The following is a 15,224-nucleotide window of genomic DNA, read 5'->3' on the forward strand; positions in this document are numbered from 1 at the left end:
TTGAGCTACTTCGAGAAATAATTATTTCGCAGAGCAAAGGAGATTAAAGGCCATCAAAAGATTTTATTTGAGAACCACGATTGACTGTTCGGTGAGGTAGGCCGAACCTGCGGACACGACTTCTGCCGTGCCCGTCAGCCCGTTGGAGAGCAGGACTTTACTGCCGTCGAGGAAGCCGATTTGCACGGGCACTTTCCGGACGTGTTTCCGGTCGTCGGTCAGCGTGTAGACAAAGCCTTCCTTGCCGTTGCCTTCCACGATGGCCTCTACCGGCACCACCGCGTAGGAGCGGGCCTGGGCGGGCTGCAGCGTTACCTTCGCAAAAAGGCCCGGAGCCAGTTTTGCACCATTCGGATTCAGGCGGACTTCCACCTCGTAGAGCTTGTTCAGCGGGTCGGCGGCCTGCGCCAGTTCGCTGACCGTGCCCGTGAAGGTCTGGCCGGGGTAGGCATCCAGCGTCACCACCGCCCGGTTGCCGAGCTTCAGCCGCGCCCAGTCCTTGTCCGATACGCCCACGCGCACAATCCAGTCGTTCTGGCGGTTGCCCGACACGATGTAGACCGGCGAGCCGGGATTCACCAGTTCGCCTTCGTTCACCAGCTTGCGCGTAACGGTGCCGTCTACCGTCGCCCGAACCTGCGCGTAGCTCTGGTTGAAGCGGGCGATGGTCAGCGCCTGCTGGGCGACGTTGCGGCCCGTGGTGACGTTCTGCACCTGTTCGAGCGTGGCGGCGGTGTCGGCGTAGAGGGCTTTCACGCGGGCCAGGTCCCGGTCCGATTTCTCGGCGGCGAGCTGGGCCTGCTGCACCTGCGCGGCTATTTCGGTTAGGTCGAGCGTGGCCAGCAACTGCCCTTTGCGGACGGTCTGGCCTTCTTCCACGAATGTCTTGTTGAGAATACCGCCGATTTTGAACGACAGACGGGCTTCTTCTGCCGAGGAAACAAGCCCCGACGCAACGACGGATTCGGCGCGGACGACGGTTTCGACCCGGGTTAGTTTAACGGGCACCACGGCTTCTTCCGGGGCGGCCTGCTGGGCGGGCTTATCGGCCTTCGTGCCGCACGACCAGAGGGCGACGGCAAGGACCAGGGCGGGGAGGATAGATGCTGTTTTCATGGTAGTTTGTGCCACCGGGCTTCAGCCCGGGTTTAAGTTTGTTTTTTCACCGGCTGAAGCCGGGGGGTACGTTAGAGGGCGGTAATTCTGTTCAGGCTGGCCTGCTTCGTCAGCACGTCAAAGTGGGTCAGCGATTGCTGAAGCTGGGCGGTCAGGCGGTCGTTCTGGGCTTTCAGGTATTCTACCAGCAGCGCCTGGCCATTGCGGTATTTGCTGTCGACTAATCGGAAGGTTTGGTCGGCATTGGCCAGGCCGTCGCGGGTGGCAGTGAGACTTTCCTGCGCGGCGTCGAGGTCGTAATACGCCTGCACGACCTGCAATTGAATCTGTTTCTGCACCTCGGTCAGCTTCGTTTGCAGAAGCTCGGTCTGAATCTTCGACTGCTGGATTTTCGAGCGTTTTTCGTACCCCTTGAACAGGTCCCACGACAGGCCCAGCTGCGCGATGCCGTACGCCTGGTTGCGGAAGGTGTACCCGAATCCCTGAAATCCGGTATAGCCGCCGATGTACACATTCGGAAGTTTGGCATTGGCTTCGTTGAGCTTGACGGCCGTCTGCGCGGCCCGGAGTGAGCCGTTCAGCTGCGAAATCTCCTGCCGGTTGCGCAGGGCGGCCTGTTGCAGGTCGGCCAGCGGGGCTGCGTCGGTAATCGTGGTGCGGGCCAGGGTGCTGTCGACCAGAATGTCGGCCGTCAGGTCGCGGTTGAGCAGGAAATTGAAGTAGGCTTTCGCCGATTCCCGATTTTTCTCGGCCGTTACACGCTGCTGGGCGAGCTTGCTGAGTTCGTAGCGGGCGGAGGTCAGGACGTCTTTCGTGGCGACGTTGTTGGCGACGAGTTTTTCGTTCAGGCGGGCCAGTTCGCTCAGGACGGTGCGGGCATGGTCGTAAATCCGTACGGCGTCGAGCGTTTGCAGGTACTGGAAATAGGCCGTAGCGATGTTGTAACGCAGTTCGTTCTCAATCACCTTTCGCCGGGCTTCCTGCGCCGATAGCAGTTCCTTCTGAATGAGGTAGTTGTACTGAATGTCGGTGTTGTAAATCGCGTACTGAACATTCAGTCGGGTGTCGTGGAAATTGTTGGGGGCCAGCAGTTCATTGACGTTCTCGATGTTCGTCGGGAAGCGCTCGGCGCCGGTCAGCTGATTGAGCGTTTTGTAGACCGGGTTCAGCATGTCGCCTACCGGGAACTGAAGCCGCCGCCCGCCCGCCGCCAGCGAGTACGTCGGGTTGAACGTGACCCGCGGATAAAAGAGCGCCTTGGCCTGATTGATCGATTCGGCCACGCGGCGCACTTCGAGCGTTTCCTGTTTCAGGGCCAGGTTACTTTGCAGACCTTCCCGAACGTAGCCTTCCAGAATAGGCGAAGGTTCAGGGCCGGGCTGGGCCAGCAGCTTCATAGGAAGCAGACCCAGCAAAGTGTACATGAGTAGTTTGCTTATCATACCTCATTTAGTAAACAGTGTTCAGTAATAGGGCAAAATTTTTTATAGTCCTTTGTAAATCGTTTCAACGAAAAGGGTAAAGGCCTTGTCCATGAGTTCGATACGGCGTTCGTCGGTAAACATCGACAGGCGTTTTCGCAGGAACAGGGCCGTATAACCGTGAATGCCGCTCCAGATCATCAGGGCTGCCGCTTCGGCATCCTGCGTCTTGAAAACTCCCGCATCGATGCAGGACTGCACGACCTGAACGAGCAGGCCAAACGCAACCCGTCCCTCTGTCCAGATGTCTTCCCGGCATTCCAGCGCGTCGATGGGGGCTGTCATGATGAACATCAGGTCAAACATTTCCGGATTCTCGACCGCAAACTGAACATACGTCCGGCCCATACTGACCAGCCGCTGGTACGGGTCCTTTTCCTGAAAGACTTCCTGAAATTTCAGGGTCAGGGTATGAAACGCCTCCTGGTGCAGGGCAAAAAGGAGTTCGTTCTTATCTTTGAAATATAGATAAATGGTGGCGGGACTGTACTCAATCGCGTCGGCAATGTTGCGGATGCTCACCTTCTCGTAGCCATTTTCCAGAAACAGTTGTTGTGCTGCATCCAGAATCCGGCGCTTCATCTCCTCTTTTTCCCGTTCCTTGCGTTCTGCGATTCCCATATTGATTAGCTAACGATGCAAATGTACTGAACACTGTTTAGTAAGCAAGCAGTGGTAATAAAAATCGTGAATTTTTTTGGATGAAGCATCCGATTTTAAGGATGAACCGTATATAAAGGGTGTTACTGGTCAACAACTTAAACCGAAAGTAGTTTAAACCTGAAACCATCCGTAGACTTTATGACCCAGGAAGAACTGAAAGCTGAAGTACAGCGTCTGCTCGACCGAGTACCTTCCAGCGTCCTGCCCGACGTACTGGAGTTTTTGAAAGCCGCCCGGCTGAAAGCAGAAAGCGAGCAGGCTGCTTTCTCAGCCCTCAAAACCATGCTCAAAAGCCGCGCCGAGGTCAAAAAAGACCTCCCGGAAGATTTGTTTGAAGGACTTTTTAATTGAATGACTGAGCGACTGAATGATTGAATTTTGAATGATTGATAGATTGATTGCTTCGCCTTTCTTTGGTAACTGCGGCGGACTGCCCATCAATCATTCAAAATTCAATCATTTAAACTATCATTCAATCAAAATTCAATCATTCAAAATTCAATCATTCTAAATCTTCACCCCCGTCTGCACCAGGTTCGAGGCGGCTTTGGCGATGATTTTGCCGTCTGCGCCGAGGATGAGGCATTCGGTGTGGACGATATTTCTGCCCGCCCGAACGATCCGCGCGGTGGCCGTGATGAGTTCTCCTTCGCGCGCCGGATTCAGGAAATCCACATTCAGATTGACGGAAGTATAGGCGTGGTCGCGGCCGAGGGAAAAGACCGTGACGCCGATGAGGTCGTCCAGAATGGCCGCCGCCGCCCCGCCGTGCAGCACCCGCATGGGATTGCAGAGATCTTCCCGGACCAGGTACTCGACCGTGATTTCGCCCGGTTCGACCCGGCGGAGCGTGCCGTTGAGCCAGCGGCCGAGCGGGGAGATGCTCTGGCTCATGTCTTTCCCGATCTGGGAGCGGAAAAATTCCAGACGGGGGTTCGTTTCCGGTTGATGCATGGAGTTGGTTTTGCGTAAAAATAGCATTTAACTAAGGCAAAGAACCCTGACGCTCGATATTTCATGTATTTTGTTGGGAGGTAGTCAGACTTATGTTACTTTTGGGCGTTTTTTTGGCATCATCCGCTGTACTAACCTCTAATGAATTATACACTCACCCGTATTCCGGATCGGACGATAAAGCCGCGTCAGTATGGTCTGACAATGGTAATGGACAAAGGGCTCAGTTGCCGTCAGGTTGAAGATTTTCTGGATTCATCCGGTCCGTACGCGGACATTGTGAAGCTGGGGTGGGCAACGTCCTTTGTGACGCCGAATCTCGACACCAAGCTGCGCATCTACCGGGATGCCGGGATTCCGGTCTACTTCGGTGGCACGTTATTTGAAGCCTTTGTCATTCGTAATCAGTTCGATGACTATCGTCGGCTGTTGGATAAATATGGAATGGAATTTGCCGAAGTGTCGGACGGCTCCATCGATATGAAGCAGGACGACAAGCTGAACTACATCCGCCAGTTGGCCACGCAGGTGACCGTACTGTCGGAGGTAGGCTCCAAGGACGAGGCGAAAATCATTCCGCCCTACAAGTGGATTCAGCTCATGAAGGCGGAACTGGACGCCGGGGCCTGGAAGGTCATCGGCGAAGCGCGGGAAGGCGGCAACGTCGGGCTGTTCCGGTCGAGCGGGGAGGTTCGTCAGGGACTGGTGGAAGAGATTCTGACGCAGGTGCCCTTCGAAAGCATCATCTGGGAAGCCCCCCAGAAGGCGCAGCAGGTGTGGTTCGTGAAACTGCTGGGTGCCAATGTGAACATGGGGAATATCGCGCCGAACGAAGTGATTTCTCTGGAAACCATCCGTCTGGGGCTGCGTGGCGATACGTTCAGCCACTTCCTGAATGACAATATGCCGGATTACCGCGAAAGATTATAACCGGTTTATGGTTTACGGTTATTGGTTTAAAGCTGACGTGTACGCCGCAATTCCAAACCATAAATTCTAAACTATAAACTTTAAAACAACCAACAAAAACCGCATCAGAAATGGAATTGCTCAAATCGTTATTAGACTTTTTACTTCACCTCGACCGCTATCTCGACACCTGGGCCAACGACTACGGTGTCCTGTTGTACGCGATTCTCTTTCTGATTGTCTTTACCGAAACCGGCCTCATCGTGATGCCGCTGCTGCCGGGCGATTCGCTGCTGTTTGCCGCCGGAGCGCTGGCCGCCCGGGAAACCAACGACCTGAGCGTGTGGGTCATCATGCCGCTCCTGATCGTGGCCGCCCTGATGGGCGACAACGTCAATTATTTTGTCGGAAAAAATCTGGGGAACCAGATCAAGATGCGGGAACGGATTCTCTTCTTCAAACGGGAATACATTTTCGAGACCGAGAAGTTTTACGAAAAGCATGGCGGAAAGACCGTCATCATGGCCCGCTTCATTCCCATTGTCCGCACCATCGCCCCGTTTGTGGCCGGTGCGGGGAGCATGAATTACGGTACTTACATCCGCTACTGTATTCTGGGCGCGATCCTGTGGGTGGTGAGCATCACGCTGCTGGGGTATTTCTTCGGCAACTTTGATATTGTGAAGAAAAACTTCGAACTGGTGGTCTTCGGAATCATCGGCCTGTCGGTAATGCCGATGCTGGTGCAGTTTGTGAAAGTCCGCCTGCGCCGCGCCACCGCGTAACCCGGAATATCATTCCGGGTTAAGTCATATATTTCCCGGAATGCTATTCCGGGTTACGGAGCATAAAAAAGCCCACCGTCGAAACGGTGGGCTTTTTTATGCCAAGGTCGAATGGACCTATTTCTTGCCGTAGCGCTTGAGGAACTTGTCCACGCGGCCGGTGGTGTCGAGCAGCACGTTCTTGCCCGTGTAGAACGGGTGAGACTGCGAGCTAACTTCGAGTTTTACGACCGGGTACGTCTGGCCTTCGTGCTCAATCGTTTCGCGGGTTTGAACCGTTGACCGGGAAATGAATTTGTAGTCGCTGGACATATCCCAGAACACCACTTCGCGATACTCCGGGTGAATGTTTTTCTTCATGATGTTTTACCTGTTTTTGTCTGTTTCCAAGAGACAATCCCTAAAGGAGTGCAAAGGTACTCACTTTAAGACTGGCTTCCAACTACTTCCCGGGATTTGTTTCGTAGCCGGAACAGACGCCGGCCGCAGGCTTATCGTAGTCAGGCGGTTGATGGGCTTTTATCAGAACTGGCGGAATTTTTTACGAAAAAAATAAAAAAATGGAAAGGGGATTTTAAATTTTTAAAAACTTGATTATATGCAAATGTCTGTTTGTCAGTGATTTAATGCAAAAACGTCTGGAGGAAAAGTGCACTTTTTTTCAAATTTAATGTACGGTTTTCTTTGCGGGTTGATTTTGTCGCGGGCTTGATAGTACCTTTAGAACCAATTCCTCACCGACTTCCTGACGCGTATTTTCCCATTTATCATAATCTCAACGGAACTGAATTTTCAACCGCAAACCAGTTAACCACACGTGCCAATGTATGTCATAAAGCGAGACGGACGCCGAGAATCCGTGAAGTTCGACAAAATTACAGCCCGCATCGAAAAGCTCTGCTACGGGCTCGAACCGGCCTATGTACAGCCCGTTGAAGTGGCGATGAAAGTCGTCAGCGGCCTTTACGACGGTGTGAAAACGACCGAACTCGACAATCTGGCGGCCGAAACCGCGGCCTCGATGACCACCAAACACCCGGACTACGCCATCCTGGCCGCCCGGATCGCCATCTCCAACCTGCACAAGGAAACGAATAAATCGTTCTCCGGCAATATTAAACGGCTCTATAATTACATCGACCCCAAAACGGGCGAAAATGCCGCGCTGATCTCGAAGGAAGTCTACGACGTGGTCCGCAAACACGCCGCCCTGCTCGATTCCACCATCATCTACGACCGGGATTTCGGCTACGATTATTTCGGCTTCAAAACGCTCGAAAAATCTTACCTGCTGAAAATGGACGGCCGCATCGCCGAACGTCCGCAGCACATGCTGATGCGGGTCGCCGTCGGAATCCACATGGAAGACATCGACGCGGCCATCGAAACCTACCACCTGCTGTCGGAAAAGTGGTTTACGCACGCCACCCCGACGCTCTTCAACGCCGGAACGCCGAAGCCGCAGATGTCGAGCTGCTTCCTGCTGACGATGAAGGACGACAGCATCGAGGGCATTTACGACACGCTCAAACAGACGGCCAAAATCTCGCAGTCGGCGGGCGGCATCGGCCTGAGCATTCACAACGTCCGCGCGACCGGCACCTACATCAAAGGCACGAACGGCACTTCCAACGGCATTGTGCCGATGCTGCGCGTCTTCAACGACACGGCCCGCTACGTGGACCAGGGCGGCGGTAAGCGCAAAGGCTCTTTTGCGATCTACCTCGAACCCTGGCATGCCGATGTGTTCGATTTTCTGCAGATGAAAAAGAACCACGGCAAGGAAGAACTCCGCGCCCGCGACCTGTTCTACGCCATGTGGGTACCCGACCTGTTCATGAAGCGCGTGGAAGCCAACGACACCTGGTCCTTGTTCTGCCCGCACGAGTGCCCCGGTCTGGCCGATACCTACGGCGACGAGTTTGAGAAGCTGTACGAAAGCTACGAGCGCGAAGGCAAAGCCCGCAAGACCATCAAGGCGCAGGACCTGTGGTTCGAAATTCTGGAATCACAGACCGAAACCGGCACGCCCTACATGCTTTTCAAGGACCACGCCAACCGCAAGTCCAACCAGAAGAACCTCGGCACCATCAAGTCGTCGAACCTCTGCACGGAGATCATGGAATACACCTCGCCCGACGAGGTGGCCGTGTGTAACCTCGCCTCGATTGCCCTGCCAAAGTTCATCAAGACCGGCCCGGACGGCGTGGCGCGCTTCGACCACGAGAAGCTGTTTGAAATCACGAAGGTGGTGACGCGCAACCTGAACAAGATCATCGACCTGAACTACTACCCGGTGGAGGAAGCCCGCCGCTCGAACATGCGCCACCGCCCGATCGGCATCGGCGTACAGGGGCTGGCTGATGCCTTCATCATGCTCCGGATGCCGTTCGAATCGGACGAAGCGCGGCAACTGAACAAGGACGTTTTCGAGACGATCTACTACGGCGCAATGGTGGCGTCGATGGAGCAGGCCAAAGTCGATGGACCGTACGAAACCTGGGCCGGTTCGCCGATCTCGCAGGGTATCTTCCAGTTCGACATGTGGGAAGAGGACGGACAGCCCGTCAAACCCGATTCGGGCCGCTGGGACTGGGAGGCGCTGCGCGAAGACGTGAAGAAACATGGCGTGCGCAACTCCCTGCTGCTGGCGCCGATGCCGACCGCCTCGACCTCGCAGATTCTGGGCAACAACGAGTGTTTTGAGCCGTTTACGTCGAACATCTACCTGCGGCGCGTGCTGTCGGGCGAGTTTGTGGTCGTAAACAAGTACCTGCTGAAAGACCTCGTGAAGCTCGGCCTGTGGAACGACAACATGAAAAACATGCTGATCGCCGCCAACGGCTCGGTACAGGATATTCCGTACATCCCGCAGAATCTGAAAGACCTCTACAAGACGGTCTGGGAGATCAAGCAGAAGCACATCATCGACATGGCCGCCGACCGGGGCGCGTTCATCTGCCAGTCGCAGTCGCTGAACATCCACATGGTGGACGCCAACTTCGGCAAGCTGACCTCGATGCACTTCTACGCCTGGAAGCGGGGTCTGAAGACGGGCATGTACTACCTCCGCACGAAAGCCGCCGCCGACGCCGTCAAGTTTACGGTCGAGAAGATGGCCGAGCCGCAGCTGGAGCCCGCCGTGACCGCCGTGCAGGAGCAGCCGCTGAACTACGTCAAATACGCCCAGGACCACGCTCCGCAGGTGGCCGCCCTGCCGCAGGTGAGCGACGCCGAAATCAATTACTCCGCGATGCAGTGCTCGCTGGACGACCCGGAAGGGTGTGAAATGTGTGGGTCGTAAGTAAGACCTGATTTTAAGCGCCTTGCCTGGTTCAGCAAGGCGCTCTTTTTCTTCACTTTTTATCAATCACAAAATTTTGGAAAAGCATCATTCTACAGGCTCATTGAGACTGGATAGCTAGAATATTGTTATGCCCCAAAAAGCGGAGTTTCAAAGAATGGCTCAGGATAAACTTGCAGGAGCCGAATGTCTTTACAATGAAAAGTTTTACAACGATGCTTATTATTTGGCAGGTTATGCAGCAGAGTTTGCCTTCAAAGCAGCCATATGCTCTCGCCTGGACATTGAGATGTTTGATGAATCTCAGGTAAATAAAAGAATATCAGAACCGTTGAAGATTCATTCGCTGGAAACCCTATTGATTTATTCGGGGTTAAGCAGGAGATTGCAGACGGATAAGGCAGTAAATATTGGTCTCGATCAGGCATGGTCCATCGTGTCAGGTTGGAAAGAGGACCGACGATATGAAGCTGGTCCATACAGGCCTCAAACGGTCAGACGCTTTCTGGATGCTACAAAAATATTTTTACAATGGATACAAAGTCACTGGTAGAGTCGCTCAAAGCAATTTTTGAGAGGGCTCGTAATGAGGGGTTGGTCGTGGATGCCTTTGTGCTAGCGCCTGCTTATGAAGGCTTTATTCAGAATTCGTTTGTGCTCGCGGTGAGTGCTCCCTCGCTGATCGATAAGCTGTCTTTTGAGAAAACGGACCTTATCATTGATTTGCTTCACGAAAAACTGCCGTTAGACCAGCGTTTACAGATCGACCGCGTTCGGGTGTATGAATCTGTTGAAGATTTGAAAATTCATGCTCAATTAGGGTTCGACGATGATGCATACGAACGCCCCTTAAGCCGACACACGGAACTGGTACAAGTCTAAGCCCGGCGAAGCATTGGCCGGGCAGATCAAGGCTAAACGAATACGCTGAAGCAGACGGATGCCTCATTCCGAAAGCAGAACCGGCCAAACAACCGGCTGAACCGGAGCTTACCCGTACCCGCCCGCGCCCCGCAAGCGCGGGCTTTTTCGTATAAGGTCCTGATAAGACTGCCTGAGGCATAAGCCTTTAGGAATCAGCCAGAGATCTCAAAATGGCCTGTATGAATTCGGCAGCGAAACGCCCGCCGAGAAATGTGCCGCTTTCCCGCTGAAAAGTTACGCATAGGATGAGGTATCCCGCGCCAAAAGGTTAGATTCGTCTTTTATACAGTACGCCTACTGAAGACAATCATGACCGGGGATCACATACCTGTTGGGGACGATACGGCATCGGCCAATGAGCGATTCCAGCTCATTGCCAAAAGCACCAACGATATTTTCTGGGACTGGAATCTGGAAACCAACGAAATCTGGCGGAACGAACGGTTTGATAAGCTATTCGGGAATGCTGAGGCGCCAACCGGACCCGAAAGCTGGGCTTCCCTCATCCATCCCGACGACCGGGAGCGCGTCAGCCGCCGGGTGCAGGAGGTGATCGATCAGGGCACCGAACTGGCCGAAGAATACCGGCTCCGGCGACCCAACGGCACCTACGCGCAGGTCTTCGACCGGGCCTTTGCCGTCCGGCATAATGGCAGAACCGTCCGCATGGTCGGCTCGCTGATGGATATCTCGGAGCAGTTCCGGCTGCAACAGGCCCTCCGCAATGTCGAAAGACGCTTTCAGAACGCGTTTGACAACGCCTCGGTAGGCATCGTTATTTCCGACCCCGACGGCGGATTCCTTCAGGTCAACCGGGCGTTCTGCCAGATGACCGGGTACAGCCCCGACGAACTGTATCGGCAGACCTACGAACAACTCGTGCACCCCGACGACCTGCCACGCTACCAGAAAAAACTGGACGGTCTGCTGAAAGGGAAATCCGGCTCTCTGGTGGACCAGAAACGCTGCCTGCACAAAGACGGCCGCACCGTCTGGCTCAGCATCAACAGCACGGTCAACCAGGACGAATACGGGCGACCGGAGACGATTTTCTCGATCATTCAGGATATTACCCAGGATATGGCGCTGCGCGAAAGCCAGCAGAAAATGCTCTCCATGGTCGAGAGCAGCCTCACGTTCATGGCCATCGCCGACCTCGACGGACGGGTGGCCTACATCAACAAAGCCGGTCGCGAACTGGTCGGCATGGAAGAAGACGAGCCGCTGGCCGGAAAGATGGTCGCCGACTTTTACTCGCCCGAACAGTTTGCCTTTATTCGCGACGTAGCCATACCGACGCTGCTGAGCCAGGGGTCGTGGGCCGGGCGGGTGATGCTGCGGCATTTCAAAACCGGCGAGCCCATTCCCTGCCACGCCAGCGGCATCCGGATCAACGACCCGACGACCGGCAAAGCCATCGGGCGGGGCTTTACCATGCGCGATCTGCGTCCGGAACTGAGCGCGCAGGAAGCCCAGCAAAAACTACTGGCCCTGGTCGAGAACAGCGTGGAACTGATGTCGGTCCTGGAACTGGACGGACGCAACTCGTACATCAATAAGGCCGGTCGGCAGATGCTCGGCTTCGACAGTGATGAGGAAGTGCTCGCCACGCCCATTACCAGCCTGCATAGCCCGGAGGACTTTTCGCTGGTACGGGAACAGGTATTGCCGTCGGTGATGAATACCGGCCGCTGGTCGGGCGTTATGCGGGTGCGTCACCTGAAAACCGGCGAGCATTTTCCCCTCTACAACAACACCATCCGCATCGACGACCCGGCCACCGGCCAGCCCATAGCGATAGGGGCCGTCATGCGGGACATGCGCCCGGAAATGGCAAACCAGCGGGCGCTGCTCGAAAGCGAGGCGCGTTTCCGGAACATGATTGTACAGGCGCCGGTCGCCATCGGCATGCTCCGCGGCGAGGACCTGGTTATCGTAGAAGCGAACAGATATATCCTCGAATTATGGGGAAAAGGCGTCGAAATCATCGGCAAACCGCTGCTGGCAGCACTCCCCGAAATTAAGGGCCAGGGATTTATCGAACTGCTGGAGGGCGTCTATGCTTCCGGCGAAGCCTACTACGGCTACGAAGTGCTCGCCCAGCTCGAACGGAGCAAGGGGCTGGAAGACTGTTATTTCAACTTTGTCTACGCCCCCATCCGGGAAAGCGACGGGACCATCAGCGGCATTATCGTGGTCGCCACGGAGGTAACCCCACAGGTCAAAGCCAAAAAAGAACTGGAGGAAAGTGAAAAGCGCTTCCGCAACCTGGTTCTGGGTGCGCCGATGGCAACGGCCGTGTACGCCGGTCCCGACATGGTGATCCAGCTCGCCAACGAAGCCATGTTGAAGCTCTGGGGCAAAGACGCTTCGGTCATCGGAAAAAAACTGCACGACGCCCTGCCGGAACTCGAAGGGCAGCCTTTTCACCAGCTGCTCACCGACGTGTATACCAGCGGCGTCGCTTATCAGGCGAAAGAGGACCGCGCCGATCTGGTCGTGGACGGAAAGCTCCAGACATTTTACTTCAACTTCACGTATAAACCGCTGCGGGACGCCGACGGCAAGGTGTACGCCATTCTGAACATGGCGCTCGACATCACCTATCAGGTCAACGCCAAACAGCAGCTCCGGGAGACGGAAGAAAGCCTGCGCGAAGCCGTCGATCTGGCAGAACTGGCGACCTGGACGATCAATCCGGCGACGGCGGAGATGACCTCTTCGGACCGCGTGCGCGACTGGCTGGGCGTGGACGGCCCCCTGCCGCCGGAACTGATTGTCGGGTGCGTGCACGAAAAGGACCGGCCCGAATTCGAGCGGATAACCCAGGCGGCCCTGGACCCGGCTTCCGGCGGCCATATGGACCTCGAATATACGGTCATTAACCAGCGAACGGGGCAGGAACACATTCTGCACACCCAGGCCCGCGTCCTGTTCGACGAAAACGGCAGCCCGTACCTGATTCGGGGTACATCGCAGGAGATTACCGCCCAGCGCATGACGGAGCAGGAACTGGAAAAACAGGTGCAGGTGCGGACCGAAGAACTCAAAAAGTCGAACCAGCAGCTCCAGCAGTCGAATCAGGAACTGGAACGGTACGCCTATGTGGCTTCGCACGATCTGCAGGAGCCGCTGCGGAAAATCCAGATTTACTCCGGCCTGCTGGCCGAACGTTTCCGCAAGGACGTCAGTGAAGAAGGACTCTATTACCTCAACAAAGTGGAGGAATCGGCCAACCGGATGTCGGTTCTGATCAAGAACATTCTGGACTTCTCGCGCACCAGCCACCAGATGCAGCTGCTGGAAGAGGTTGACCTCAACGAAGTGGTGGAATCGGTGCAGAAAGACCTGGAAATGGCTCTGAGCCAGAAAAATGCGCGGGTGGAGGTGGAGCGGCTGTGCCGGCTGGAGGCGGTCCCCGTGCAGATGCGGCAATTGTTTTATAACCTGATCGGCAACGCCCTGAAGTTTGCCCGGGAAGAGGTGCGGCCCGAGATCGTCATCCGTTCCCGCGAACTGACGGAGGCCGAGGTCCGGCGATACGAGAAGCTCAATCCGCGGCTGCGGCATTGCGAAATCACCGTGTCGGACAACGGCATCGGCTTCAATCCGGCATTTGCCGACAAAATTTTCGGGCTGTTCCAGCGGCTTCACCCGCAGCAGCAGTACCAGGGAACGGGTATCGGGCTGGCGCTCTGCCAGCGGATTGTGGTCAACCACCAGGGCGAACTCTGGGCCGAATCCGAAGAAGGGAAAGGAGCCACTTTCCACCTGGTTCTGCCCCTTACGCGGGCCTGAATCAATCCGGGTGGCACGACGTTGACGGGGTTCCCCGGCGGCCGTGCCACCCGCATCGTTTAAACGGCCAGATCCGCCGGGTCTATTTCGTCGATGGTGCCCCGGTTGCGGTTCATGGAATTGCCGAAGCGTTTTTCCAGTTGCTTTTTGAGCTTCGCCGTGACGTTATGCGCCATCGTGCCCCAGTTTTCGCCATTGTCTTCGGCAAACACGTCGTTGCCCGGCACACCGTACTTGATGCGCAGTGATTTGTCGTTTGGCCCGCCATGACTCTCGACGCGCATGTATACCTCCGCCGTAATCACGTCGCCGCTGTAATACCGGCGCAGCTTGGCGAGGGCTTCCATAACGATGTCACGCTGATTGTCGGTGATGTCAAAATTAACGGTTTCAATATCCAACCGCACATTGTCCAGGGTTCCGTTATTGTTCATTTTAAACACGCTTTACAGTGAAACATTCCCGCCCGACGGCCCTGTCGGCTCCGGCAGACGGTATTTGATACTCAGAAAACAGAAAAAAGAGAATAGAGAAACGACTGAAAGAGCCTCAATCCGGAAGGTAATCCTGTCTCCGTTCTCTCTGTTCTTTTGGTCCACTATATAAAGCCCGGGGCGGGATTTTTGTTTAGGATACCCGTACTTTGTTTTCCAAAAAAAGCCTGCTGTATGAAAAGTGTCCCGATGGGCCTGGGCCTGCTGCTGATGTTGTCCGCCCGGATGGCGGTGGCGCAGACGCCCTTTGCCGATACGATTGCCCGCCACCGGGAAACCTACCGGGAGGAGTTCCTGAAAACGCCCAACAGCCCGCTCAAAACGCCCGGGGCGCTGGCCGGACTGCGCTTTTTCGAGCCGGATTCGACCCTGCGGGTGGAGGCGCGGGTGGAACGCATCACCGGCGCCGAACCGTTTGAGATGCTGACCTACAACGGGCAGAAACAACCCTACGTGCGCTACGCCCGGCTGCATTTTACGCTCAACGGCCAGCCCCAGCAACTGACCGTGTACCGAAGCCTGCGGCTGGCCCAGATGCCGCAGTACCGCGATTACCTTTTTGTGCCCTTCAAAGACCCCACCAATGGGCAGGAAAGCTACGGCGGCGGACGCTACCTTGACTTTCGCGTCGGCCAAATCCGGGACGGCCGCCTGACCCTGGATTTCAACCGGGCCTACAACCCCTATTGCGCCTACCAGGAGGGCTATGCCTGCCCGATTCCGCCGCAGGAAAATCACCTCCGTAGCCCCATCCGGGCGGGCGAAAAAATATATGTTACCGCTCGCTAAATAGGGG

General features: G+C 55.6%; 14 protein-coding genes. 8 read left to right on the forward strand and 6 right to left on the reverse strand.

All coding sequences use genetic code 11. The features are described 5' to 3' along the window. Nucleotides 1-63: 63 nt before the first annotated feature. From ORG26_RS16110 to ORG26_RS16120, 3 genes are all read right to left on the reverse strand, one after another. Nucleotides 64-1,116 carry an efflux RND transporter periplasmic adaptor subunit gene (locus ORG26_RS16110; RefSeq protein WP_266363538.1) on the reverse strand — a complete coding sequence of 351 codons (1,053 nt, stop codon included), beginning with the start codon at nucleotides 1,114-1,116 and terminating at the stop codon, nucleotides 64-66. Between the two features lie 71 nt (nucleotides 1,117-1,187). Further along, nucleotides 1,188-2,558 (reverse strand): TolC family protein, encoded by a 1,371-nt coding sequence (locus ORG26_RS16115; RefSeq protein WP_266363540.1) that lies wholly within the window; start codon nucleotides 2,556-2,558, stop codon nucleotides 1,188-1,190. Between the two features lie 42 nt (nucleotides 2,559-2,600). Continuing rightward, nucleotides 2,601-3,218: a TetR/AcrR family transcriptional regulator gene (locus ORG26_RS16120; protein ID WP_266363542.1), complete on the reverse strand. Its 618-nt coding sequence runs from the start codon at nucleotides 3,216-3,218 to the stop codon at nucleotides 2,601-2,603. Between the two features lie 180 nt (nucleotides 3,219-3,398). Between ORG26_RS16120 and ORG26_RS16125 the strand changes: the two genes are divergently transcribed. Beyond that, nucleotides 3,399-3,611 carry a hypothetical protein gene (locus ORG26_RS16125; protein ID WP_266363544.1) on the forward strand — a complete coding sequence of 71 codons (213 nt, stop codon included), beginning with the start codon at nucleotides 3,399-3,401 and terminating at the stop codon, nucleotides 3,609-3,611. A gap of 156 nt (nucleotides 3,612-3,767) precedes the next feature. Here the strand turns inward: ORG26_RS16125 and ORG26_RS16130 are convergent, their stop codons facing one another. After that, nucleotides 3,768-4,214, reverse strand: coding sequence for a PaaI family thioesterase (locus ORG26_RS16130; protein ID WP_266363546.1), 447 nt, complete (start codon nucleotides 4,212-4,214; stop codon nucleotides 3,768-3,770). 141 nt (nucleotides 4,215-4,355) lie between these two features. Between ORG26_RS16130 and ORG26_RS16135 the strand changes: the two genes are divergently transcribed. Continuing rightward, complete coding sequence (locus ORG26_RS16135) at nucleotides 4,356-5,144, forward strand: phosphosulfolactate synthase (RefSeq protein ID WP_266363548.1); 789 nt, start codon at nucleotides 4,356-4,358, stop codon at nucleotides 5,142-5,144. A gap of 110 nt (nucleotides 5,145-5,254) precedes the next feature. Beyond that, the gene (locus ORG26_RS16140) at nucleotides 5,255-5,908 is read left to right on the forward strand and encodes a DedA family protein (protein ID WP_266363550.1); all 654 of its coding nucleotides are present in this window, start codon (nucleotides 5,255-5,257) and stop codon (nucleotides 5,906-5,908) included. Nucleotides 5,909-6,025: 117 nt separating this feature from the next. Here the strand turns inward: ORG26_RS16140 and ORG26_RS16145 are convergent, their stop codons facing one another. Then, the gene (locus ORG26_RS16145) at nucleotides 6,026-6,268 is read right to left on the reverse strand and encodes a type B 50S ribosomal protein L31 (protein ID WP_266363552.1); all 243 of its coding nucleotides are present in this window, start codon (nucleotides 6,266-6,268) and stop codon (nucleotides 6,026-6,028) included. A gap of 463 nt (nucleotides 6,269-6,731) precedes the next feature. Here ORG26_RS16145 and ORG26_RS16150 point away from each other — a divergent pair, with 463 nt between their 5' ends. The 4 genes from ORG26_RS16150 to ORG26_RS16165 all read left to right on the forward strand — a co-directional run bounded on the left by ORG26_RS16150 (nucleotide 6,732) and on the right by ORG26_RS16165 (nucleotide 13,934). After that, nucleotides 6,732-9,212 (forward strand): ribonucleoside-diphosphate reductase subunit alpha, encoded by a 2,481-nt coding sequence (locus ORG26_RS16150; RefSeq protein WP_266363554.1) that lies wholly within the window; start codon nucleotides 6,732-6,734, stop codon nucleotides 9,210-9,212. 130 nt (nucleotides 9,213-9,342) lie between these two features. Then, nucleotides 9,343-9,765, forward strand: a complete 423-nt coding sequence (locus ORG26_RS16155) for a HEPN domain-containing protein (protein ID WP_266363556.1) — start codon at nucleotides 9,343-9,345, stop codon at nucleotides 9,763-9,765. Continuing rightward, nucleotides 9,744-10,094 carry a hypothetical protein gene (locus ORG26_RS16160; protein ID WP_266363558.1) on the forward strand — a complete coding sequence of 117 codons (351 nt, stop codon included), beginning with the start codon at nucleotides 9,744-9,746 and terminating at the stop codon, nucleotides 10,092-10,094. Before ORG26_RS16155 ends, ORG26_RS16160 begins: the two co-directional genes overlap by 22 nt. Before the next feature lie 351 nt (nucleotides 10,095-10,445). Beyond that, complete coding sequence (locus ORG26_RS16165) at nucleotides 10,446-13,934, forward strand: PAS domain S-box protein (protein ID WP_266363560.1); 3,489 nt, start codon at nucleotides 10,446-10,448, stop codon at nucleotides 13,932-13,934. A 59-nt stretch (nucleotides 13,935-13,993) separates the two neighbouring features. On the opposite strand, the gene ORG26_RS16170 is transcribed toward ORG26_RS16165, so the two are convergent. After that, nucleotides 13,994-14,368 carry an HPF/RaiA family ribosome-associated protein gene (locus ORG26_RS16170; RefSeq protein WP_266363562.1) on the reverse strand — a complete coding sequence of 125 codons (375 nt, stop codon included), beginning with the start codon at nucleotides 14,366-14,368 and terminating at the stop codon, nucleotides 13,994-13,996. A gap of 234 nt (nucleotides 14,369-14,602) precedes the next feature. Between ORG26_RS16170 and ORG26_RS16175 the strand changes: the two genes are divergently transcribed. Further along, complete coding sequence (locus ORG26_RS16175; protein ID WP_266363564.1) at nucleotides 14,603-15,217, forward strand: DUF1684 domain-containing protein; 615 nt, start codon at nucleotides 14,603-14,605, stop codon at nucleotides 15,215-15,217. The last annotated feature ends 7 nt before the right edge of the window (nucleotides 15,218-15,224 follow it).

The sequence above is a fragment of the Tellurirhabdus rosea genome, assembly GCF_026278345.1.
Classification (GTDB): Bacteria; Bacteroidota; Bacteroidia; order Cytophagales; family Spirosomataceae; genus Tellurirhabdus; species Tellurirhabdus rosea.

Bases quoted from the DNA above. Each gene is read 5' to 3' on its own strand.
- ORG26_RS16110 (WP_266363538.1), bottom strand. From the start codon at position 1,116: ATGAAAACAGCATCTATCCTCCCCGCCCTGGTCCTTGCCGTCGCCCTC.
- ORG26_RS16115 (WP_266363540.1), bottom strand. From the start codon at position 2,558: ATGATAAGCAAACTACTCATGTACACTTTGCTGGGTCTGCTTCCTATG.
- ORG26_RS16120 (WP_266363542.1), bottom strand. From the start codon at position 3,218: ATGGGAATCGCAGAACGCAAGGAACGGGAAAAAGAGGAGATGAAGCGC.
- ORG26_RS16125 (WP_266363544.1), top strand. From the start codon at position 3,399: ATGACCCAGGAAGAACTGAAAGCTGAAGTACAGCGTCTGCTCGACCGA.
- ORG26_RS16130 (WP_266363546.1), bottom strand. From the start codon at position 4,214: ATGCATCAACCGGAAACGAACCCCCGTCTGGAATTTTTCCGCTCCCAG.
- ORG26_RS16135 (WP_266363548.1), top strand. From the start codon at position 4,356: ATGAATTATACACTCACCCGTATTCCGGATCGGACGATAAAGCCGCGT.
- ORG26_RS16140 (WP_266363550.1), top strand. From the start codon at position 5,255: ATGGAATTGCTCAAATCGTTATTAGACTTTTTACTTCACCTCGACCGC.
- ORG26_RS16145 (WP_266363552.1), bottom strand. From the start codon at position 6,268: ATGAAGAAAAACATTCACCCGGAGTATCGCGAAGTGGTGTTCTGGGAT.
- ORG26_RS16150 (WP_266363554.1), top strand. From the start codon at position 6,732: ATGTATGTCATAAAGCGAGACGGACGCCGAGAATCCGTGAAGTTCGAC.
- ORG26_RS16155 (WP_266363556.1), top strand. From the start codon at position 9,343: ATGCCCCAAAAAGCGGAGTTTCAAAGAATGGCTCAGGATAAACTTGCA.
- ORG26_RS16160 (WP_266363558.1), top strand. From the start codon at position 9,744: ATGGATACAAAGTCACTGGTAGAGTCGCTCAAAGCAATTTTTGAGAGG.
- ORG26_RS16165 (WP_266363560.1), top strand. From the start codon at position 10,446: ATGACCGGGGATCACATACCTGTTGGGGACGATACGGCATCGGCCAAT.
- ORG26_RS16170 (WP_266363562.1), bottom strand. From the start codon at position 14,368: ATGAACAATAACGGAACCCTGGACAATGTGCGGTTGGATATTGAAACC.
- ORG26_RS16175 (WP_266363564.1), top strand. From the start codon at position 14,603: ATGAAAAGTGTCCCGATGGGCCTGGGCCTGCTGCTGATGTTGTCCGCC.